Source organism: Streptosporangium heterodermiicola, assembly GCF_051390675.1.
Lineage (GTDB): Bacteria > Actinomycetota > Actinomycetes > Streptosporangiales > Streptosporangiaceae > Streptosporangium.
The window spans coordinates 20,996-42,776 of record NZ_JBPJSR010000012.1 but is presented as its reverse complement, the minus strand read 5'-3'; the positions used below and the strand labels follow the sequence as shown (position 1 = coordinate 42,776).

General features: G+C 70.0%; 17 protein-coding genes. 9 read left to right on the top strand and 8 right to left on the bottom strand.

The window, feature by feature from the left end; all coding sequences use genetic code 11:
• Positions 1-58: 58 nt before the first annotated feature.
• Positions 59-1,684: an NAD(P)/FAD-dependent oxidoreductase gene (locus ACSC1Q_RS25010; protein WP_436761144.1), complete on the bottom strand. Its 1,626-nt coding sequence runs from the start codon at positions 1,682-1,684 to the stop codon at positions 59-61.
• A gap of 501 nt (positions 1,685-2,185) precedes the next feature.
• Here ACSC1Q_RS25010 and ACSC1Q_RS25005 point away from each other — a divergent pair.
• The 4 genes from ACSC1Q_RS25005 (at position 2,186) to ACSC1Q_RS24990 (ending at position 9,203) form a co-directional block, all read left to right on the top strand.
• Entirely contained in the window at positions 2,186-5,776 is a 3,591-nt protein-coding gene (locus ACSC1Q_RS25005) for a bifunctional glycosyltransferase/CDP-glycerol:glycerophosphate glycerophosphotransferase (RefSeq protein WP_436761143.1), read from the top strand.
• A 278-nt stretch (positions 5,777-6,054) separates the two neighbouring features.
• Positions 6,055-7,122, top strand: coding sequence for a CDP-alcohol phosphatidyltransferase family protein (locus ACSC1Q_RS25000; protein ID WP_436761142.1), 1,068 nt, complete (start codon positions 6,055-6,057; stop codon positions 7,120-7,122).
• A 25-nt stretch (positions 7,123-7,147) separates the two neighbouring features.
• Positions 7,148-8,158, top strand: coding sequence for a sulfotransferase family protein (locus ACSC1Q_RS24995; protein ID WP_436761141.1), 1,011 nt, complete (start codon positions 7,148-7,150; stop codon positions 8,156-8,158).
• Between the two features lies 1 nt (position 8,159).
• Positions 8,160-9,203 (top strand): sulfotransferase family protein, encoded by a 1,044-nt coding sequence (locus tag ACSC1Q_RS24990; protein ID WP_436761140.1) that lies wholly within the window; start codon positions 8,160-8,162, stop codon positions 9,201-9,203.
• 209 nt (positions 9,204-9,412) lie between these two features.
• Here ACSC1Q_RS24990 and ACSC1Q_RS24985 read toward each other — a convergent pair whose 3' ends face one another.
• Positions 9,413-10,582, bottom strand: a complete 1,170-nt coding sequence (locus ACSC1Q_RS24985; protein ID WP_436761139.1) for a glycosyltransferase — start codon at positions 10,580-10,582, stop codon at positions 9,413-9,415.
• A complete protein-coding gene (locus ACSC1Q_RS24980) occupies positions 10,579-13,377 on the bottom strand; it encodes a bifunctional glycosyltransferase/CDP-glycerol:glycerophosphate glycerophosphotransferase (protein ID WP_436761138.1) in 2,799 nt (932 codons plus the stop codon). Before ACSC1Q_RS24980 ends, ACSC1Q_RS24985 begins: the two co-directional genes overlap by 4 nt.
• Before the next feature lie 228 nt (positions 13,378-13,605).
• Here ACSC1Q_RS24980 and ACSC1Q_RS24975 point away from each other — a divergent pair, with 228 nt between their 5' ends.
• Positions 13,606-14,340 carry a hypothetical protein gene (locus ACSC1Q_RS24975; protein WP_436761137.1) on the top strand — a complete coding sequence of 245 codons (735 nt, stop codon included), beginning with the start codon at positions 13,606-13,608 and terminating at the stop codon, positions 14,338-14,340.
• Between the two features lie 160 nt (positions 14,341-14,500).
• On the opposite strand, the gene ACSC1Q_RS24970 is transcribed toward ACSC1Q_RS24975, so the two are convergent.
• The gene (locus ACSC1Q_RS24970; RefSeq protein ID WP_436761136.1) at positions 14,501-15,376 is read right to left on the bottom strand and encodes a phosphotransferase; all 876 of its coding nucleotides are present in this window, start codon (positions 15,374-15,376) and stop codon (positions 14,501-14,503) included.
• Positions 15,348-15,824, bottom strand: a complete 477-nt coding sequence (locus ACSC1Q_RS24965; RefSeq protein WP_436761135.1) for a glycine-rich domain-containing protein — start codon at positions 15,822-15,824, stop codon at positions 15,348-15,350. Before ACSC1Q_RS24965 ends, ACSC1Q_RS24970 begins: the two co-directional genes overlap by 29 nt.
• 103 nt (positions 15,825-15,927) lie before the next feature.
• Between ACSC1Q_RS24965 and ACSC1Q_RS24960 the strand changes: the two genes are divergently transcribed.
• A complete protein-coding gene (locus tag ACSC1Q_RS24960; RefSeq protein WP_436761134.1) occupies positions 15,928-16,683 on the top strand; it encodes a GntR family transcriptional regulator in 756 nt (251 codons plus the stop codon).
• On the opposite strand, the gene ACSC1Q_RS24955 is transcribed toward ACSC1Q_RS24960, so the two are convergent.
• From ACSC1Q_RS24955 to ACSC1Q_RS24945, 3 genes are all read right to left on the bottom strand, one after another.
• Entirely contained in the window at positions 16,671-16,847 is a 177-nt protein-coding gene (locus ACSC1Q_RS24955; protein WP_436761133.1) for a helix-turn-helix domain-containing protein, read from the bottom strand. The genes ACSC1Q_RS24960 and ACSC1Q_RS24955 overlap by 13 nt on opposite strands.
• 149 nt (positions 16,848-16,996) lie before the next feature.
• Positions 16,997-17,245: a DUF397 domain-containing protein gene (locus ACSC1Q_RS24950; RefSeq protein WP_436761132.1), complete on the bottom strand. Its 249-nt coding sequence runs from the start codon at positions 17,243-17,245 to the stop codon at positions 16,997-16,999.
• A gap of 2 nt (positions 17,246-17,247) precedes the next feature.
• Positions 17,248-18,099: a helix-turn-helix domain-containing protein gene (locus ACSC1Q_RS24945; protein ID WP_436761131.1), complete on the bottom strand. Its 852-nt coding sequence runs from the start codon at positions 18,097-18,099 to the stop codon at positions 17,248-17,250.
• A 208-nt stretch (positions 18,100-18,307) separates the two neighbouring features.
• Here ACSC1Q_RS24945 and ACSC1Q_RS24940 point away from each other — a divergent pair, with 208 nt between their 5' ends.
• From ACSC1Q_RS24940 to ACSC1Q_RS24930, 3 genes are all read left to right on the top strand, one after another.
• Entirely contained in the window at positions 18,308-18,577 is a 270-nt protein-coding gene (locus ACSC1Q_RS24940) for a hypothetical protein (protein WP_436761130.1), read from the top strand.
• Complete coding sequence (locus tag ACSC1Q_RS24935) at positions 18,574-18,960, top strand: ATP-binding protein (RefSeq protein ID WP_436761129.1); 387 nt, start codon at positions 18,574-18,576, stop codon at positions 18,958-18,960. Before ACSC1Q_RS24940 ends, ACSC1Q_RS24935 begins: the two co-directional genes overlap by 4 nt.
• 397 nt (positions 18,961-19,357) lie before the next feature.
• A complete protein-coding gene (locus tag ACSC1Q_RS24930) occupies positions 19,358-21,769 on the top strand; it encodes an FdhF/YdeP family oxidoreductase (protein WP_436761128.1) in 2,412 nt (803 codons plus the stop codon).
• Positions 21,770-21,781 lie beyond the last annotated feature (12 nt).

The window sequence follows — 21,781 nt, the reverse complement described above, 5'->3', positions numbered from 1 at the left end:
GCCGGGGTCTCGGGTCGAGGTCTCGGGTCTCGGGTCGGAGGTTTCGGGGCGGGAGGCCTCAGGCGGAGGCGGGCGCGTCCGAGAGGAGGACGGGAGCGTCACGGCCGGTGCCGCTCGCGGCCCGCTTCCGTTCCGCGCGCTCCTCGTGGTACTCCGCGTCGACGTTGACCTCCCAGACGTCGTGCCGGGCCCCGTCGACGATGTTCTCCACGGTCAGCATCGCGGTGAGCATGGAGTGGTCCTGGTTGTTGTACCGGTGCATGCCGTTGCGGCCGACCGGGTGGATCTCCGGCCACTCCACGTCGAGATACTTCCTGAGCACCTCGACGTTTCCGGCGTAACCGGCGTCGTAGACCGGGTAGGCCTTCGGCATCCGCACCACGTAGCCCCGCTGGACCGAGCCGGGGGTCACCAGGCCCAGGTGCTCCAGCTCGCGGGTGCCGAACGCGACGAGGTCGTCGTCCGGGGCGCGCCACAGGTCGTCGCCCTCGTTGACGAAGTACTCCAGGCCGAGACAGGTCCGCCCGGCCTGCACGAGGTACGGCGACCAGGAGCCGTAGTTCTGCACCCGGCCGAGCCGGACCTCGGGGGAGTGGATGTAGATCCAGTTGTCGGGGAAGGAGAACCGCTCGGGGACGACCAGCGCGACGGTGAGGAAGTCGCGGTACCTCAGCCCCGCGGCGGCCTCCGCGACGGCGTCGGGCACGTCGGGCCCGAACGCGCGGATCAGGGCGGTGAGCGGCATCGAGGAGACGAGGTTCCCGCAGTACACCTCGCGGGTGACGCCCCCGCCGCCGTCCGGGTGAACGGTGCCGGTGTCGTACGCGCGAACGGTGTCACCCTCCGAGCGGACGGTGTCGCTGTCGTACGAGCCGAGGGTGCCGGTGTCACGCGGGCGTACGGCGGCGGTGGTACCGCCGCCGGTGCCGACGTCCTCCGAGCGGACGGTGACGGCGAGGCGGCCGTGGTGGCGGCGGATGCGCTCGACCCGGGTGCCGAGGTGCACGGTGGAACCCCGCTCGCGGACCCGGTCGGCGCAGGCCTCCCACATCATGCCCGGCCCCAGCTTGGGGTAGCGGAACTCCTCGATGAGGCTCGTGATCTCCTTCCGGTTCCCGCCGGGCGTCAGCGCGTCGGCGATGGCCCTGCCCAGGGAGAGGTTTTTGATCCGCTGCGCGGCCCAGTCGGCCTGGATGCTCGCGGCCGGAACGCCCCACACCTTCTCCGTGTAGGTCTTGAAGAAGATCCCGTAGAGCCGCCGGCCGAACCTGGCCGCGACCCAGCCCTCGAAGGTGGACAGGTCGGCGGGCGGCCTGACCCTGGCCCAGGCGTACGAGCCGACGCACCGCAGGGATTCGAGGACGCCGAGGTTGCGCAGCGCGTTGGACGCCCTGAGCGGGTAGTCGTAGAAACGGCCCTTGTAGTGGATGCGGCTCATTCTCGGGCGGAGCAGGAAGTCGTCCTCGCCGAGGATCTCGTTCCAGAAATCCTCCACCCGCGACACCTTCGTGAAGAAGCGGTGCCCGCCGATGTCGAAGCGCCAGCCGTCGCGTTCCTCCGTCCGGCTGATCCCGCCGACCACGCGGTCGGCCTCGAAGACCTCGCACGGATGTCCGCGCCTGGCCAGCTCGTAGGCCGCGGTGAGCCCGGCGGGCCCCGCTCCCACGACCACTGTTGAATCCATGCGCTTCCCCCCGTGAATGCCGTTTTCCGTGATCTCGCCCGTCTCGGTCACACGATCGTGTCGGACGGCCAGGGGGGACCGAAGGGTCATCACGTCTTACTAGGACGTGTGCATTCCCAGCCTTGACCTGGGCTTGGGGAAGGCGTTGCCGCGTCACGGGCCTGAGGACGCCCGAAGACGGACGGGGCGTACGCGGGAGATGTGCGGGAGATGGTCAAGTCTCGGTCAGCTCACTCCATCGCGGTCATGTTTCCGGTTCGCCCGGCCTGTCGGCGAAGCCATGCTGCTGACGTGACGTCTACGTCGCGCTCATGGCCGCCAGGTTGTGTCAACGGGCACACGGGCCCCTTCCGCCGTTCTCCGGCGACCGCTGGGCCTCCCGCCGCGCGCCCGTGACGTCTTCCACAACGAGTGGATCTTCACCTGTGTGCCGTGTCCGGCGTTCACGCCGATGGACCGGACTGTGAGCTTTCGACTACCGGAGGACCGATCGTGGCCCCAGTGAGCATCATCGTGCCCATCTACGACGTGGAACCGTACCTTGAGGCGTGTCTGGAGTCGTTGGTCGCGCAGACCTGGAGTGACATCGAGGTCGTCATGGTGGACGACGGTTCTCCCGACTCCAGCGCGGAGATAGCCGGGGCCTTCGCCGGGCGTGACGGCCGGTTCCGGTTGATCCGGCAGGAGAACGGGGGCCTCGGCACCGCGCGCAACACCGGGATAAGGCACGCCACCGGTGATTTCCTCGCCTTCCTGGACAGCGACGACATGCTCCCGCTGACGGCCGTCGAGACGATGGTGTGCAGCCTGAGGGAGAGCGGGTCCGATCTCGTCACGGGCAACGTCCTGCGCTTCAGCGGGCAGGGGGTGCGCCAGTCGGCGATGCACAAGGTGATCTTCGCCAACTCCGCCAGGCGGACCCACGTGACCGGTGACGAGATCCTCCTCAAGGACCGGCTGGTCACGAACAAGCTGTGGCGCCGTTCCTTCTGGGACGAGCAGGGGCTGAGCTTTCCCGAGGGGGTGCTGTGGGAGGACATCGCCGTCTCCCTGCCCGCCCACTTCATGGCCGGGGCGGTGGACGTGCTCTCCACCCCGGTCTACCTGTGGCGGGAGCGGGAGGGGGAGAGCGTCTCGATCACGCAGAACCGGGGGCACGTCAAGGGGATCGAGGACCGGTTCGCCGCCGTCAACTCGGTGCGGAGCTTCCTCGCCGGCACCGGGCGGGCCCAGCACCTGAGGGCGTGGGACCGGATGGTCCTCGACAGCGACCTGCCGAACTTCCTGCAGGTGCTCGACCAGGCGGGGGAGGACTTCAGGAACCGTTTCCTCGACCTGGCCTGCGCCTACCTCGACCAGGCCGGGCCGAAGGTCCTCTCGCTCATCCCCGCGCAGCGCCGGGCGAAGTGGGCTCTCGTACGGGAACGCCGGATCGACGACCTCCTCCAGCTGCTGGAGTGGGACAGGACGGTGAAGCCGACCGCCCGTGTCGTCGGCGGCGGCCTGCGCGGGTACCACCTCAACAGCCCGGTGCAGGTCGAGCGGGCGACCACCCGGATGCGCGAGGAGCTGGACCTGCGGCAGCGGGTGGACAGCCTGGAGTGGAAGGACGACAGGCTGGTCGTCGAGGGCCGGGTGTCGCTGCGCTACCTGCGTCCCCGCAGGCGGATCCAGCAGCACGTCCTCGCCTGGCTGGTCCCCGAGGGGCCCGGGAGCCACGGGAGCCACGGGAGACACAGCCGCAGGGTCCGGCTCCCGGTCACGATCCGGCGCGGCCTGTCGCTGGTCGACACCGGCCCGCGCAGGCGCAAGGACTGGTGCGGGTTCCGGCTCTCCGTCGACCCGGCCGCGCTTCCCGCGGGCTCGTCCTGGCGGATCGACCTGTGCGTGCTGTCCCGGGGCCTCGTGCGCAGGGGCAGGCTGTCCCAGCCGAGCCCGGCCGCGCGGCGGCTGGAGTTCACCGAGCGCGAGCCGGGGACCGTGGCGTGGACGGAGTGGACGCCCGCCGAGGAGTTCAGGCTCCGGGTGGAGCGGCCGGGCGGGCGGGTCACCGGCCACCGGGTGGCCGAGGGCAGGCTGCGGATCAGCGGCCGGTGCGACGACGACCTCGGTGCCGCCCCGGAGCTGCGGCTGGTCAGGCCGCAGGGCGGGCGCGACCGGCGCTACCCGATGACCGTGACGGACGGCGCCTTCGAGGCGGTGATCGGCCTCGACGAGGTGCTGTCCGAGCGCTGGCCGGGCCTCGACCCGGCGGGACTGGAGATGAGCGCGCTCAACCCCGGCGCCGAATGGCACTTCGAGGTCGTACCGGGAGGCCCCGAGCACCCGGAACCCTCGAAGAACCGGAAGGGCCCGGAGCGCTCCGAGCACCCGGAACCCTCGAAGGACCAGGAAGACCCGGAGCGCTCCGAGCACCCGGGAACCTCGGAGGAACCGGGGCGTCCCGAGCGGCAGCACGCCCGGCCGCTGCTCGTCGGCCGTGACGTGGAGCGCGGCCTCTACCGGCTCCGCGGCCGGGACGTGGTGCTGGACCGGTCGCAGGCGGGCGGGCTCGTGCTGCGCGAGCAGCGGCCGACGTTCTACGTCGAGCGGGTGGAGTGGACCGACGAGGGCCACCTCAGGGTGACCGGGGCCCCGATGCGCCCGATCGACGGCCCGGCGTGGCTGGTCGTCACCTCGCGCAACCGGCTCAGCGAACGGCTCTTCCCGCTCGTCGACGGCGGCGCCACGGTGACGCCCGAGGGGAGCGACACGCTCGGCGGGCGGCTGCCGCTGCCGGCGGGCACGCACGGCTTCGCGATCCGTACCGGAACCGGCACCGGTGACATGCGCATGGAGTTCCGGCTGTCCGCGCCGCTGGAGCACGTCTCCGCCACCCGTACGTACACCTTCGACACCGACCTGATGGACGAGGCCGTCTTCACCGTGAGCGACGACCTGCGCGCCTCGGGCAGGCCGAAGCAGCAGCGGCTGCTGCGCGAGGACTTCTACCCCGCGAGGTGCCAGGAGCCGCTGCGGCCCGCCGTCCTCTTCGACAGCTACGGCGGCAGGCAGTTCTCCGACAGCCCGAGGGCGATCTACGAGGAGCTCGTGCGGCGGGGCTCCGGCCTGGAGTTCATGTGGGTCGTGCGGGACGGGCAGGTGGAGCTGCCCGAGGGGGTGACGGCGGTCAGGCGGTACGGGCGGGAGTTCTTCGACGCCCTGGCCCGCTGCCAGTACATCGTTACCAACAGCCACCTGCCCTCCTGGTTCGAGCGCAGGGAGGGCCAGACGGTGCTGCAGACCTGGCGCGGCACCCCGCTGAAGCGCGTCGGCTTCGACGTCGAGAAGGCGCCGCCGGCCAGGTCCGACCACCACGAGCGGCTGGCCAGGGCCGTCGCCAGGTGGAGCCACCTGATCTCGCCTAGTCCCTGGTGCACCTCGGTCCTGGACGGCGCCCTGCGGTTCGACGGCGAGGTCCTGGAGATCGGCTCCCCCCGCGACGACCTGTTGCGCCGCGCCGGAGCCGCCACGCGCACCCGGGAGATCCGGGAACGGCTCGGCCTGCCCGAGGGAAAAAAGGTCGTGCTGTACGCCCCGACCTGGCGCGACGACAAGTTCTACAGCAAGGGGCGCTACCGGCTCGACCTGCGGCTGGACCTCCGGCACATGGACGAGGAGCTGGGCGGGGACCACGTGCTCCTCATCCGCAAGCATCCGAGCGTCACGGACAGGCTGCCCAGGATCGGCACGGACTTCATCCTCGATGTCTCGACATATCCGGATATCCAGGAGCTTTATCTGGTGGCGGACATGCTGATCACGGACTACTCGTCGGCGATGTTCGACTTCGCGGTGACCGGCAAGCCGATGCTGTTCTACACCTACGACCTGGAGCGCTACCGCGACGAGGTGCGCGGCTTCTACTTCGACTTCGAGGCCGAGGCCCCCGGGCCGCTGCTGCGCACGACCGAGGAGGTCGTGGCGGCCGTACGCGACGCCGACGAGGTGCACGCCAAGTACCGGAAGCTGTACGACGCCTTCACCGCCAGGTTCTGCCCGCTGGAGGACGGCGGCGCGTCGGCCAGGGCCGTGGACCGGATCTTCCGGTAACCCGCCCGCCCCGCGAGGGCGGGGGCCGGGGAGGCGAAAGGCGGAGAAGGCGAAAGACCGGAGCCGCGAGAGGCAGGGGCCGCGAAAGGCCTGTGAGGCGAAAAGCCGAGGTCGTGAGAGGCCGGAGAGGCGAAAGGCCGGGGAGGCCCTCCTCGGCCTTTCGCGTCCCCAAAGCCCCCGATCGCTGTGGCGCGGGTCGGTCAAGAAGTGGCATGGAGATCTTCTAGTAGTTACAGAGCGTAGATGGGAGGGGACTCCGCGTGGCCATGCTGGAACGCATGAGGGCCTATTCGTTGGACGACGTTCACGCGACCCGGAAACGAAAAGACTCCTGGTGGACCGTTTTCCTGGTCGACCCGGTGGCGTGCAGGCTCACCCTGCTCGTCGCCAACCACACGTCCATCACCCCCAACGGGCTCACCCGCTTCTCCCTGATCCTCGGTATGTGCTCGGCGATCTGCTTCGCGTCCGGACGGCTGGCCGCGGGGGCCCTGCTGTTCTACGTGAGCTTCATGGTCGACTGCATGGACGGGAAGATCGCGCGGCTCAAGGGGACGGGGACCGCGTTCGGGCTCTGGCTCGACTACGTGGGCGACCGCATCAGGGTGGTCTGCTGCGCCGCGGGCCTCGCCTCCGGGCAGTACGTGGCGACGGGGGACGTCTCCTTCATCCTGCTCGGCGCCGGGGTGGCCGTCCTCGACCTGTTCCGCTACGTGAACGCGCCGCAGATGAAGCGCGTGCGCGAGGTGGTCAAGGAGAACCGGCCCGGCCGGCTCGCGCCCGTCGAGTCCGTCGATTCCGTGGTGACCGTGGGACACCCCAGGCCCGGCGAGGCGCCGGTGGCCGCCGTGCACACCGTCCACGCGGGACACGCGGGACACGCAGCACACACAGCACACGCGACGGGACAGACGGGACATGGGGCGGGGGGCGCGGGGCACGTCAGGCCCGTCGAGGTCGTCACGCCGCCCCGCGAGCCGATGCGGGTCGCCGGGTTCGAGGACCGGGACGAGAACCCGGACGAGGGCCGGAACGGGGAGCGGGCAGGGAACCGGGCCGGGCGGCCGGGAGGCCGGGGGGGCAGGCGCCCGAAGCTGCCTCGCAGGTTCACCCGCCTGCTGGCCCGCCACCGGGTGCGGACCCACCTGATCAGCGGCATCGAGTTCCACGCCGCGGTGTTCGTGGTCGCCCCGCTGATCGGGCCGGTCGCCCTGGTGCCCCTCTCGGTCGCGGCGGGCGTGCTGCTTCTGCTGAACGAGGTCGTCCTGATCTATCGAATGTGGCTCTTCGCCCGGGTGGTGCCCGTCATGCCGCTCGTGCAGAAGGCGCCACGCGTATCTGTTTGACCAAGCTTTACGGGGGTTCGTTGTCATGCAGTCCGACCGTCCGATCTTCGTGATCGGTTGTCCGCGTTCCGGCACCACGATGTTGCAGCTGATGCTGCACTCGCACCCGCGCATCGCGGTGCCTCCGGAGACACGGTTCGTGGTGCCCGGCTACTACCGCAGGTTCTCCTTCGGGGACCTGCGCGAGGAACGCAACCGGCGCAGGGTCGGCCGGTGGATCGTGAGCGACAAGGACACCAAGTTCAAGGAGCTCAAGCTCGACGGGGACAGGCTGATCGACGACATCGTCGCGGGGCCGCCCACGCTGGGGTCGGCGATGGGCATCACCTTCCGCTCGTACGCCGAGCAGTACGGCAAGAGCCGCTGGGGCGACAAGCGGCCCAGCTACTACCACCACGTGGACCTGCTGACGCGGCTGTTCCCCGACGCCCAGTTCGTGCACCTGATCAGGGACGGCCGCGACTGCGTGGCGTCGCTGAAGGAGATGCCCTGGTACACCAAGGACGTCTTCCACGCGGCGGTCAACTGGAGCGAGGCGATCGACTACGGCCGCCGGCACGCGAAGCGGCTCCCCGCCGACAGCTACTACGAGCTGCGCTACGAGGACCTGACGGCCTACCCGGAGACCGAGCTGAGCAAGCTCTGCGAGTTCCTCGGCGAGGACTACGACCCGGCGATGACCGAGCCGTACCACGTCGCCAGGGTGGCGATCCCGCAGCACAAGGTCTGGCACAGCAACACCCACGGCGACGTCACGACCGCGCGGGCGGGCTCGTGGAAGGCCAGGCTGGAGCCCTGGGAGATCTCGGTGTGCGAGACCGTGCTGGCCGACCGGCTCGTCGCGAACGGCTACGAGCTGAGCGGCGCGCCCAAGGCGAGCAAGGCCCACGTCCAGGCGTGCGAGAAGGCGGCGTCCAAGCGGCGCTGGGCGCGCAGGCGCAAGGAGATCCGCGACCGCCTCAACCGGTTCCGCGAGCCGAGCCCGGTGGCCGCGAGGCTCACCAGCCGGCAACTCGGCGAGCTTGCGAAGGTCTGACATGAAGCCCGATCGCCCGATCTTCGTCCTGGGCTGTCCCCGCTCGGGGACGACGATGCTGCAGCTGATGCTGCACGCCCACCCGCGCGTCGCCATCCCGCCGGAGACCCGGTTCATGGTCTCCACCTACCAGCGGCGGCTCCAGTTCGGCGACCTCAACGACGCCGGACACCGGCGCGAGCTGGGCGAGTGGGTGGTCGACCGGCGCCAGTCGCGCTTCCACGAGCTGGACCTGAACCGCGACGAGGTGCTGGAGCAGATCGTCGACGGGCCGCCGACGCTCGGCTCCGCGCTGGGCATCGTGCTGCGAGCGTACGCGGCCAGGCACGGCAAGCCGCGCTGGGGTGACAAGCGGCCCTCGTACTTCCAGTACACCGACGTGCTGCTGCGGCTGTTCCCCGACGCCCAGTTCGTGCACCTGATCAGGGACGGCCGCGACTGCGTGGCGTCGCTGAAGGAGATGCCCTGGTACAACGGGAGCGTCTACAGCGCGGTGTCCGCCTGGGCCGAGGCGATCGACTTCGCCCGGCACGGCGCGCCGAAGCTACCCGAGGGCAGCTACCACGAGCTGCGCTACGAGGACCTGACCACGGAGCCCGAGGCCCACCTGCGCAGGCTGTGCGAGTTCCTCGGCGAGGACTTCGACCCCGCCATGTGCGATCCGGGCGCGGTGGCCGACATCGCCGTACCCGCGCGCAAGACCTGGCACGCGCGCACCTTCGGCGAGGTGACCACCGCGCGGACCGGCTCCTGGCGCGACCGGCTCGACCCCGGCGAGGTCTCGCTGTGCGAGAGCGTGCTCGGGGACCGGCTGGAGACGTACGGGTACGAGCTCACCGGGGCGCCGAAGGTGGAGACCTCGCGGATGGTCTCCTACGAGCGGACCGCGGCCAAGCGGAAGCTGGCCCGCGTCAAGCGGGTCGCGTTCGACCGGCTGATCCGGCTCCGCGAGCCGAACCCGATGGGGGCACGGCTCACCTCCGCGCAGATCGTGCTGGCGGGCGTGCCGCTGCCGCGCACCGAGCCCGTCACCGTCAACGGGTGATCGTCCCGACCGGCCTGGCCGGCTCGCGGCGAGGCGGCGAGGCGGTGAGGCGGTGAGGCGGTGAGGTCGAACGGGTGGACCTGCCCGCGCGAACCGCGAGGACCGATCGGTGACCCGTCTGGACCGACGGGTGACCCGCTGAGGACCGACGGGTGACCCGCGGAGAACCGACGGGTGACCCGCCGAGAACGAGCCCGTGACGCTCGCTCTCAGCGGGTGACCTGGTCGAACAGCGCCTCCCACCGGTCCAGGACGCGGTCCGGGCGGAGCGCCTCGACGTGCGCGCGGGCGGCGGCTCCCAGCCGCCGCCGCTCCTCGGCCGAGGCCATCAGCCCGGCCAGCGCGGCGGCGAGCGCGGGTACGTCGGCCGGGGGGACCAGCACCCCGGTCCGCCCGTCCAGGACGAGCGACCTGAGCCCGCCCGACACGTCGAAGGCCACCGAGGGCACCCCGTAGGACGCCGCCTCGCCGACCACCAGGGGCAGCCCCTCGTGCTCGCTGGACAGGGCCAGCACCGACCCGCCCGTGTACTCGTCCCCCATCCGGGCGGCGGGCACCGCGCCGCGGAACACCACCCGGTCGCTCACCTCGCACGCCGCCGCGTGCGACATGAGCCGCCCCCGCTCGGCCCCCTCGCCGATCAGGTGCAGCTCCCAGTCCTCGCCCGCCTCGCGACGGGCCTCCGCGAACTCTCCCGGAGCGGTCTCCCCGGGACCCGGGCGTCCGCACGCCTCCGCGAAGGCCGAGATCAGCCGGTCGAACCGCTTCACGCCCTCCAGCCTGCCGACCCCGAGCACCCGGCGGGCGGTCAGCTCCGCGGTCCGGGACGGCCAGGCGGGCAGCGGGTTCGGGATGGACCAGGTGTTGGGCAGCAGCGCGTGCTCGGAGAACAGCCACGCGTCCTCCTCGCTGAGGAACACCGCCTTCTCCAGGGTGCCGTAGTGGCCGCGGACCGAGCCGAGGTGCCAGGAGCCCCGCGCGTGCTCGTACGAGCCGTGGTACTGCCCGATCGGCAGCAGCCACTCGGGCAGCAGGTTCCCGATCCGGGTGACCACGCTGGGCGAGGCGAGCACCGCGAACCCAGGCCCCACCTCGCGCAGCAGCCTGCCGAGCGCCCGCCGCTCGCGGCGCCTGCCCAGCCGCGAGAGCCTTCCCACCGGGGTGCGGTGGATCACATGGCTGGTGTAACGCGGTCTCTCCACGTACCGGAACGGCTTCTCCGCCCGGTGCAGCCCGATCACGTGCACCTCGCGGCCCCGCTCGGCGAGGCCCTGCGCCATGGTGTGGGTGACCCGCTGTACGCCGCCGAGGGTGTCGGCGTCCATGCACGCGAACACCACCGCCCCCGCCCGGCCGCCTCCCGTACGCACGGCGCTCATCGCGGCCGTCCCAGCAGCGGCAGGCGGCTCGGCTGCCGCACCCTGGCCGGGACGCGTTCCCGCGTGCCGGCGGGACGGGAGGCGTGGGCGGGCGGGAAGAAGGCGTCGACCACCCTCGCCGAGGCGTGGCCCTTCTCGTCGGCGCACCACGTCCTGCGGAACGCGATGTACCTGGAGGCGAACGACGCCGCCATCCCGTCGAGATCGCGCATCGCCTCGATCAGCTCCTCGGTCGTGGTGAGGCAGGGGCCGGGGGCGATCGCGGGCAGGTCGTGGTAGACCCCGCGCTCCACCCCGCGGTACTCGTCCCAGTCGTCGATCAGGAACAGCATCGGCCGCCCGGTGACCGCGTAGTCGCACATCAGGGACGAGTAGTCGGTCAGCAGCGCGTCGGAGAGCAGGATCAGGTCGTTGACCTCGGGGTACGACCCCGCGTGCCGGACGAAGTGGCGCAGGTGCTCCGGCACCTCGAACCGCTCGACCGGGTGGGTCCGCAGGATCACCGTCCAGTCGCCCGACAGGGCCTCGGCCATCGAGGCCAGGTCGGCCCGCACCGACTGCCCGGACCCCTTGGCCCGGTCGCGGTAGGTGGGGGCGTACAGCAGCACCCTGGACCAGTGCGGGATCTCCAGTTCCTCCCGCGCCCGCCCGGCCGCCTCCCGGTCGCCGTGCACGAGCACGTCGCAGCGGGGCGAGCCGTGCCGCAGCAGCCGCCCCCGGTAGCCGTTGGAGGGCACGAAGACCCGCTCGAACTCGGCGCTGGGCGAGACCAGCGCGTCCCAGCGCTCCACCGCGGCCCGCCAGGCCGCCCTCGGCCCGTCGAAGTCGGCGCGCAGGTCGGGCGCGTCGAAGCCGACCGACTTGATGCCCTGGCCGTGCCAGGTCTGCAGGTAGCGGGTGCCGGGCGGTTTCGGGTAGGCGAGCGGCATGCCGTGGCTGTCGACCCAGTAGCCCGCCCTGGCCATGGTCCAGATGTGGCGCCAGCTCATCCGCCGCACCGGCCTGACGTCGGGGGGCAGGTTCCCCCGGGTCTCGGCGATCGACCACACCACCTTCAGCGGCGCGTTCCGGCGCCTGAGCTCCTCGTAGATGTAGCGCGGGTTCCCGGTGTACCCGGCGCCGACGTCGGACTCGAACAGCGCCAGGTCCGTACGCGGCGGCAGCACCGAGATCAGCCCCTTGTAGACGCGGAGCTTCACGTCGGGCCCGCCCACCCTCCGCAGCAGGCGGGTGGCGGCCCGCTTGAGCCGGGGCAGCTGCCGCAGCACCCCCTGGCGGCGCCAGAGCACCCGCAGGAACGCGGCGGTCCCCTCCGGCTTGACGACGACCTCGTGCCACAGGACGGTCATGCCGAACGGCGCGGAGGACGGGTCGACGAGCAACCGGTCGGAGGTGACCCGCCCGTCGGGGTTGACGATCTCGACCACCGGGTCGTAGCGGCCCTCGAAGCCCAGGCGTCCGTGGCGGATCGCGGCGAGATCGATCGTCGCCTCACTCAGGTAACCGCCGTCGCCGCCGCCGTCCCTTGGGCGAGGTTCCAGCCGTACCCGGTGGTTCCTGAACCGCAGGAACGCGGTCCAGCCGGGGGTGGCGGCGAGCACCCCGAACGGGTCGTACGTCGTGATCTCCAGCTTGATCAGCGCGCCCTCGCCGGTGAGGACCGCCTCGTGGCGCAGCCGGGAGGCGCTGTAGGGAAGCTCGGCCATCCGCAGCGAGGTGATCTCCCGCCTCTCGTCGGCGACCGTGCCCCAGTAGGTGCGCCCGCCCTCCCGTACGGCGGCGCGCGGCGGGGCCTTGGGCCCGTTCAGCGACCGGGCGGCCACCAGGAGCTCGTCGGGCCTGCCGTCGAGGATGAAGCTGCAGCAGACCCGCAGGAGCGGGTCGACCGTCTCGAACACCGCAGGGTCGAGCTCCGCCAGGTACGGGTGGATCACCGAGACGAACTCCTCGATCCACGCCGGGTCGCGCGAGGGCAGCGGGTTGAGGTAGACCCGCAGGTCCTGGCGGATGAAGCGGCGCTGCCGCTCGTGCACCAGGCCGCCGAGGCCGTTGTCCCGCAGGATGTCGTCGCTCAGCCGGGCCGCCCTGATCCTGGAGCGGACGTTGGCCATGTCCGTCAGGCACAGCGAGATCGACAGCCGCGACTCGCTCTCCGCCGAGGCCCGGTGCCAGAGGTAGACCACCCAGGGGACCACGGCGAACCGCCGCGCCGCGCAGTACAGGGCGGTGCTGAAGACGTGGTCCTCGTAGTGCATGTCCTCGCGGAACGGCACCCGCCGCAGCAGCTCGGCCCGGTAGAGCTTGTTGGTGCTGAAGGAGTCGAGGAACATCTCCGGCTCCCCGGCGATCCCCTCGACCGTCCTGCGCCTGGTGAACAGGGCGGGGTAGTAGCGCGCCGTCTTCCCCGTCAGCTCGTACAGCCGGGAGATCTGCCCGGTGACGAAGTCCGCCCCGGTCCGCTCGATCTCCAGCAGCATGCTCTTGCAGGCGTGCCGCGTCAGCTCGTCGTCGCTGTCCAGGAACATCACGTACGGGGCCCGTGCCGCCGCCACCCCCCGGTTGCGCGGCACCCCGCAGCCCCCGCTGTTGACCTCCCCGCGCAGGTAGCGGACCCTCGGGTCCCCGCGCTGCAACTCCCTGGCGACCTTCTCCGTGCCGTCGGTGCTCGCGTCGTCCGCGATGATCACCTCGATGTCGCGCAGGGACTGCCGGAGCACGGACCGCACGGCCCTGGCCAGCCGCGCGGCATCGTTGTAGGTGATGACCACAACGCTGCATTCCGGGATATTGAGCACGATCCGAGGTATTCCCGCGAAAAAGTAGCCAGTTGTCCCACTTGTACACTGATGACACTTTTTTTGGGGTTGTGTGAAGCTGTCAGGCCGGAGAGGCGACGAGAGCAGCGAACAGCGATCTTGAATTGGAGGCGTGGCTCGCGATCCGTGTAGGGGGCCCGACGCGCTGCTCCCCCGCACCTGGAAGGGCGGCAACCTCGCGACCGACAAGGACGCGCCCTGAAGCGCATGACAGTTGAGGGGTTCAGTTACATCCTCGGCGAGTGCGTCACCAAGGCCAAGGTCGCGAAACGCTCCGTGCACGACTTCGCCGCACGTTCATCGGTGAGATCCTCGACGCCGAAGTGGACCTCGCGACCGTGCAGGCCTTCGTCGGTCACGCCTCCCCCACCACCGCGCCCAGTACGACCGGACCAGCGTGCGGCCGTCGACAAGCTGGCCATGCCGGAGATGAAGCAGATCCGGCCACCAGCGGCCCAAGTGAACGAGGGATCCGACGGCCTCGAACGACGCGTTGATGAAACCGTTGTGGCAGCCGCTCACTTCACGATTGCCGCAGCGTCTGCTAACGCATCAGCCCACTTGAAGGCCGCATGGTCTGCGACGTACGGATTCCACCCGGACCCGGAGAAGGCGTACAGCCAGGCGGTCAAGGCGGCTGAGGCGGTCGTCATCCCAGCGACGATCCCCAACGCGGGCACCCCGACGCTGGGCACCGCGCTGAAGCACCTGGACGACACTGCGGCGAAGTGGACGACGGTCCTCGACGACAAGACCGGGAACCCCGCCTCCGCCGAGCCCCTCATCGGCCTGATCAGGATGCTCTGGCAGGGCCAGCGCGACCGGCACGCCGGCGGGCCGACGTCGAAGCCGACCACGCAGGAAGCTGCGGAGGCCGCCGTGCACGCGGCGATCCTGATCGTGCAGTGGTTCAACAGCCAGGCCGTCGTCAAGAACCCGTGACGAGAAAGGACCGGCTGACCTGCGCTCCCCACGAGCACTGAATCAGCCGGTCCTCTGGACCTAGCAAGTCGATCCAGGCCTTAGCAGTCGGCCGCGCGCCTCTCATTGACGCCTACAAATGACACCCACCTGCCCTGCGAGGTTCACGCGGGCGGCCCGATCAACTGGTGCGGTACTCCACCCATGCCTGGCACGCCGCTGCGGTGCGTAGCCGCTTCGCTCTCAGGTGCTGCGGTCCGGTCTCGGCCATGCGGGCGGCGAACAGGGTGCGGGTGGCGGCCAGCGCGGTCACCGTGTCCACGGGCGCCGAACTCCACGCGGGCACCCGGGCGGCGACGTCCTCAGCCTCGGCGGGCGTGTGGCCGGCGTCGATCAGCCGGGGGACCAGCAGGGCCGTATCGCTCCAGGGTGCGCCGCGGCAGGCCATCGACCAGTCGACGACCTGGCACCGGTCGCCGTCAACAAGCAGGTTGCCCGCGTGCAGGTCCGCGTGCAGCAGCGTCGCCCCGTCGAACTGGTCCATATCGAGCGCTTTGACGAGCGGCCCGTAGCGGGCGTACTCGGCCGGAGAGTCCGCCAGGAGTGCCTCGGCCTGTCGGAGCAGCGAGGTGATTTTGCCGGTGATCGAGGGCGCGCCCGGCCACGGGCACGGGACGGAGACGGCGGCGACCGCGTTCACCACAGCGGAGATGTGTGGTGAGCCGGACGTCAGGTCCGCCCCCCGGCCGGGCGCGTGCTTGAAGACGAGCAGGTGCCAGCCGGCCACGTCGTCGGTCCACAGCAGACGCGGCGCGGGGATCCCCGCAGGGAGCATCTGGTTGGCGGTGCGCTCGCGCAGCAGGTGCCCGGCGACCGGCGCGGCGGCGGGGGCCGCCTTCACGAAGAAGGCGGCCCCCTCGGTGGTGATGTGTGCGGCGAGTCCGGAGGTCAGCCCGACCTCGGCCGACCAGGTGTCGACGACCGGGCCCGTCTGCTCCTCGACGGCCGCACGGGCAGGTTCGGGTAGGTCAGCCCACTGCCTTCTTCGGACTGTCATAACACCCCGCATGGCATTGATTGCACTTGCCGCCGCCGTTGCTGCAGTCGGCCGAGGTTGGCCACACGGCCGGATCCACCCGGTATCCGGCCGCCTCCATCGCTTCGATCGTAGCCGCGAGGCCACCGCGGGGCCCGGGTTCACCGGGGACATCGTCGGGGGCGTGGTGGATGAAGCGGCCTGCGACGCGTTGGCAGAACTCGGCGTACTCCCTTGTGTACATCAGGAAGGTGTGCCAGCCGATGTCGACGGTGTCGGACGGGCCCAGACCGGCGCCCGGGTTAGCGGCGCAGGTGGCCAGGAAGGCGAGCGCCTGCTCCATGATGACGTCGGCCTGGTGGGCGTGCTCGGGGTGGTCGATGGCGATCCGCGCGGTGAGCCGGGTGAACAGGGCGTGGGTGATGAGGGCGCGGGGAGTGGCGGCGGGACGGTCGATGATGACAGTCATCCGGGGTCCTTTGTTCGTGAGATAGGTGAGCACCTATCCGGATGCCTTAACTGTGAGTAACCGCATCCTCACCGTCAATAGGTGGTCACCTATCATCTGGAGGATGGCGCTATGGACACAGGTCACTGACCAGATTCGGGCAGACATCAACACCGGCCGATACCCAGCGGGGACCCTCATGCCACGGGAAATCGACCTCGCCCAGACCTACCGAACATCCAAGGCCACGATCCATAAAGCGCTCGCCCATCTCGAAACCGAAGGGCTGATCATCCAAACCCAAGGCCGCGGCACGCTGGTACGCCCCCAGCCCGCCCGCCAGCGCATCACCCTCGACACGAACGTCTACCGAGACGAGCTCGGCTACTACTTCAGCGCCGCCGTACAAGATCTACGCGCTATGCAACCACCGACCGTCACCGAAGGCCCATGCCCGCCGGACATTGCCCCGCTGCTCGGCCTGGTCCCGGCCGCGACGGTCGTGATCCGCGATCGTGTCATGGGGGACCCCGCCACCGGGCGTGTACTACAGCTCGCCACCTCATACCTGCCCGCCGACCTCGCGGCTGGCGCGATCCTCGCCGAGGCCGACACCGGGCCCGGCGGCATCTACGACCGTATGGAGAACGACCTCGGCTGGGGGCGCCTGGAATGGGCGGGCGCGATCTCCAGCCGAGCAGCCACTCCCGAGGAGACTCGCCTCCTGGTCTTGGCCCCTGGCGTACCGGTGCTGTGCGTAACCCGCACCACCACCGCCACGGCGGGTGCCGCAGCGGGCCGGGTCGTCGAGGTCAACGCCACCCGGCGGGACGCATCTCACTTCGAGGTCGGGTACCCCATCGCACGTCACCCCTCGTAGAGGGGGATCGGCGGTCGCGGGTTCTGCTGGAGGCGTCCGCTCTCCACGTCTTTCAACCAGGACACGGACTTGCCGACTAGCCCGGCAAGGACTTCCTGCGTCATCCCGCGCCGCTTACGAATCGTGAGTACCGGATCCGTGGCATCGTTGGCAGCGCCGTTCATAAGGCCCTGCCTTCCTGATGACGTCGCACTCCCAGGCTAGGTCGCAGGGCCCTCATCATGCGAGAGGTCAGCCGCTTTGGGAGTCATCGTCAGGACCGACGCATCGAACGGCGTCCTGACAGGAGTACGTCCACGACGGATTCGAGACTTCAATCCGCTCTCCCCGAATGCGTTGTCCAGAGCTGTTCGGCCTTCACGGCTTCCAGGAAAGTGGCGAACACGGTGGCCTCGAACACGAGAGCCGGGGCGCTGGGGTTCTTGCTGTCGCGCACGCCAACCCGGTTGTTGTTCAGGCGGGCGATCTCCACGCAGTCGCCACTGGCGTTGCTGCGGCCGGACTTGTGCCAGACAGCCGTCGACAGTTCGGCCTCGACGCTCATGCGGGTGCCGTCGGTCACGCTCACACTTCCTTGGCTAGCTTCGCCAGCAGGTCGCGAGACATGCGGGCGTCCAGCGCCTTTGCTCGCAAATCCTCGTACACCAGGTTATATCGGCGAATCGCGGCGGGCTGTTCCTGGTACAGGCCGGATAGTTGAGTCTCTACGTACACAACATCGGGATCTGGTGCGCCGAATCCAAGGATCACAAAGCTTCCGTCCATGGCCGCGTGTATCCCCGCGCCGAACGGGAGGACGTGAAGGTTCACGTTAGGGCGCTCGGATGTCTCGATGAGGTGCGGCAGCTGGCCGGTTTTGATGTTCTCGGGAAGCCGGTGAAGGCTTGCCTCGTCCACGATGAAGCACAGCTCAAGGTCCTCGCTGCCGAGCGTCTGCCGCTGGCGGGCCAGCCTGAATTCAATCTTGCGATCGACTTCCTCGGATGTGCGGTTGATGAGTTCGGCGTTCACCAGTGCGCGGTGGTAGTCCGGCGTCTGGAGCAGGCCGGGTATCAGCGACATGTCGTAGGAACGGCGTTGCCGCGCCTCGGTTTCGAGGCCGACGAACGCCTGGAAGGACTCGGGAACGACGTCGCCGAAGACCTGCCACCAACCTTGCTGCCGAGCCTGCCGGGCAAGTTTGAGAAGGTCCTCGGCCTTGTTCTCCGGCACCTGGTAGAGAGTGAGCAAGGCGCGCAGATCGTTGATTTTGATGCCTTGCCGGGCGGTCTCAATGCGGCTGATGGACGACTGGGAGACTTCCAGGGCCTTGGCCACCTGATCCGTGGTCAAGCTGGACTCCTTGCGGAGCCGACGCAGCTCCGCCGCGAGCCGCCTGCGCCTGACGGTCGGACTCTCTTCTCGCTCACTCGCCATGAGAACCCCAGCTCTCCACGGTAATGCGACCTCCGAAGCCTTGCGCAAGCTATCCCGTCCGGCAAACTGCATATGCATATTGCTCTATGCGAAACACACTTGCAATACGGGCTTGCGGGACTCATTATGGGCACCGTGCGGAGTTGTCAGGGCACGTTCCGTGGCGACTCGCCGGTCCATCTTCCGATCGGGCTGAAGGGCAGGATCGATGACGATCTCGTCTGCGCAAGAGCGGTACCTCCATCTCGTGCGGCTGGCGTGGGACCTGCGCCAACTGGGGATGGGGGTAAGGATCGAGCTTCCGGCCTCCGGCGAAGAGCCGTACGTGGCGCTGTGGCGTGAGTCGGGAGCGTTGCGAGTGCTCGCCCTGGCCCGTGGCAAGAAGTGGGTCTTCGCGTGGGGGCGGGGCCGTACCCAGTGGATCGCGGCTCTTGACGAGGACGCGGTACGGCGCACCTGCGAGGCGGCGACGCGATGACGGCCGAGACGCTGGGAACGATCACGCTGCCGGGAATGGAGCGCTCCGTGCCGGTGGCCCGTCACTGCGTCGGCGCGGTGCTGGCCGCTGCGGGATGCGCGGCCGTGGACGACGTACTGCTGGTGGTGACCGAGCTGGTCGGAAACGCGATCAAGCACACCGCCTCGGGCGTCCCCGGCGGCACCCTGACGCTGCACGTCATCGACGCCGGGCAGAGGCTGATCCACATCGAGGTGATCGACTCCGGTTCCGAGACGATCCCCGAATCGCGTGAACCGGACCCCGAAAGCTTCGCGGGCGTGGCCTGTGGCTGGTGGGCCGGTGCTCGGAGCGGTGGGGAGTCCGTGAGCTCGACGGAGGACACCGGGCGGTGTGGGCGCTGATGCCCGCGACGGATGGTCGGTCAGGCCCTCTGGACACATGAGGACCATCGAGGCGTACGCGGGCCACCTCCGCAGCTCTGCCGACCCGCCCACAGCTTCACCGTGCTTCGAACGGTCACCGAAACCCCGCACCGGAAACCAGCACCCCATGATCATGATTGGCCTTGGGCGTTCATATGGAGAGGCCATATGAACGCTCAACCGCCAACCGTTCATATGGGGCCCGTGCATGAACCCCGCTGGCGAGAGGAGTCGGCGCGGGCCGGTTGGTGGTCCAAGCTTGGTCAAGGCCGGGGGACTGTTTGACCTTGGTACGGGATCGGAGGCGGTAGACCGGAAATATCGTGGCATGTGTCCGGATGTCGGGTACGGCTGCGCCACTTCGGGGAGACCGCTGATGGCCGACGACAACGTTCCAGAGGAGATGCTCGGGCAGGGCCGTCCGGGGGTTCCGGCGCGGGGGCGGGGGCCCAACACCGGGGAGCCCTTCTCCAGGCGCGACTACCGGCATCCGGCGGCGGGCTGGGGGGCGGCGCTCAGCGTCGGGAGGGTGCTGGCCAGGACGCGGGAGCCGGTCGAGGGGACCCGGGCGATCTTCCGGATGAACCACGAGAACTACGGCTTCGACTGCCCGGGGTGCGCGTGGCCGGACGACAGGAAGGGCCTGCGCCTGGACATCTGCGAGAACGGCATCAAGCACGTCACCTGGGAGATGACCCCCAAGCGGGTCGGGCGCGCGTTCTTCGCCGCGCACACCGTCACCGAGCTGTCGGGCTGGACCGACTTCGCGCTGGAGGACCAGGGCAGGCTGACCGAGCCGATGGTCTACGACCCGCACTCCGACAGGTATCTGCCGATCTCCTGGCAGGCCGCGTTCGAGCTGGTCGGCGCGGAGCTCGGGAAGCTGGACAGCCCGGACGAGGCGTCGTTCTACACCTCGGGGCGGCTGAGCAACGAGGCCACGTTCCTCTACCAGCTGTGGGTCCGCGAGTTCGGCACCAACAACCTGCCCGACTGCTCGAACATGTGCCACGAGGCGAGCGGCCGGGCGCTCACCGCCGCGCTGGGCACCGCCAAGGGGACCGTCGACCTGGACGACTGGGGCAAGACGGACGCGCTCTTCATCATCGGCGCCAACGCGGCCTCCAACGCGCCGCGCATGCTCACCGCGCTGGCCGAGGCGTACCGCCGGGGCGCCCAGCTCGTGCACGTCAACCCGCTGGTCGAGGCAGCGGCGGGAAGCACGATCGTGCCGCACGACTTCGTGGCGATGGGGACCTTCCACGCGACCAGGATCGGCACCCTCAACGTACGGCCGAGGATCGGCGGGGACATGGCCCTGCTGCGCGGGGTCGGGAAGGTCGTGCTGGAGGCGGCGGAGACCGACCCGAAGGCGATCGACCGGGAGTTCGTCGACCGATACACACACGGCTTCGAGGACTACCGGCGGGCGTGCGCCGAGGCCGCCTGGCCGCTGCTGGAGCTCCAGTCAGGGGTGGACGAGGCCAGGATCCGCGAACTCGCGGGCGTCTACATGCGGTCCGACCGCACCATCATCAGCTGGTGCCTGGGCATCACCCAGCAGGAACACGGCGTCGACACCGTACGCGAGATCGTCAACCTGCTGCTGCTCCGGGGCAACATCGGCCGCGAGGGCGCTGGCCCGTGCCCCATCCGGGGGCACAGCAACGTCCAGGGCAACCGCACCTGCGGGGTCACCCACCGCCCGAGCGAGCGCCTGCTGTCCCGGCTGGCCGAGGTGTGCGGCATCGACCCGCCACGGGCCCACGGCCTGGACACCGTCGGCACCGTCGCGGCGATGCACCGCGGCGACGTCAAGGTGTTCGTGGGCATGGGCGGCAACTTCGCGCTGGCCGCGCCCGACACCGCGTACACCTTCAGGGCGCTCCGCAACTGCGAGCTGACCGTGCAGGTCAGCACCAAGCTCAACCGCGGCCACCTGGTGCACGGGAGGAAGGCGCTGATCCTGCCCTGCCTCGGCCGTACCGAGAAGGACCGCCGGCGCGGCGGCCTGCAGGGCGTCACGGTCGAGGACTCGATGAGCATGGTGCACATGTCGCTCGGCATGAGGAACCCCGCCTCCCGGCACCTGCTGTCGGAACCGGCGATCATCGCCGGGATGGCGCGGGCGACCCTGCCGCACAGCGCCACCCCCTGGCAGGAGTACGCCGACGACTACGACCGCGTCCGCGACACCATGGCCCAGGTCCTAGACGGGTTCGAGGACTTCAACCGCAGGGCGAGGCTCCCGCTGGGCTTCCGGATCCACCAGCCCGCCCGCGAGCTGGTCTTCCTCACCGAGTCCGGCCGCGCCGAGTTCTCGAACGCCCCGATACCGGACGTCGTCCCGGCGGCGGGCCGACTGACGCTGGGCACGATGCGCTCCCACGACCAGTGGAACACCACCGTCTACTCCGACGACGACCGCTACCGGGGCGTCAAGAACCTGCGCACCCTGGTCCTGATGAACCGCGACGACATGCGCGAGCGTGGCCTCGCCGAGGCGGACCTCGTCGACATCACGAGCATCGCCAGGGACGGCAGCAGGCGCACCGTGTACGGCTACCGCGCCTTCGGCTACGACATCCCGCGCGGCAGCGCGGCCGGATACATGCCCGAGCTGAACCTGCTCTGCGGGATCGGCGACTTCAGCCCGCAGAGCGGGCAGCCGCTGACCAAGCACCTCACCGTCGAGATCACGCCGGTGACCGCCCGCGCGGCGGGCCCGGACCGGCGCGGGCCGAAGCGGGAACGGGTGCCCGGACGGGGTGGCACCACGGACGGCTGAGTGCGGTGAGTG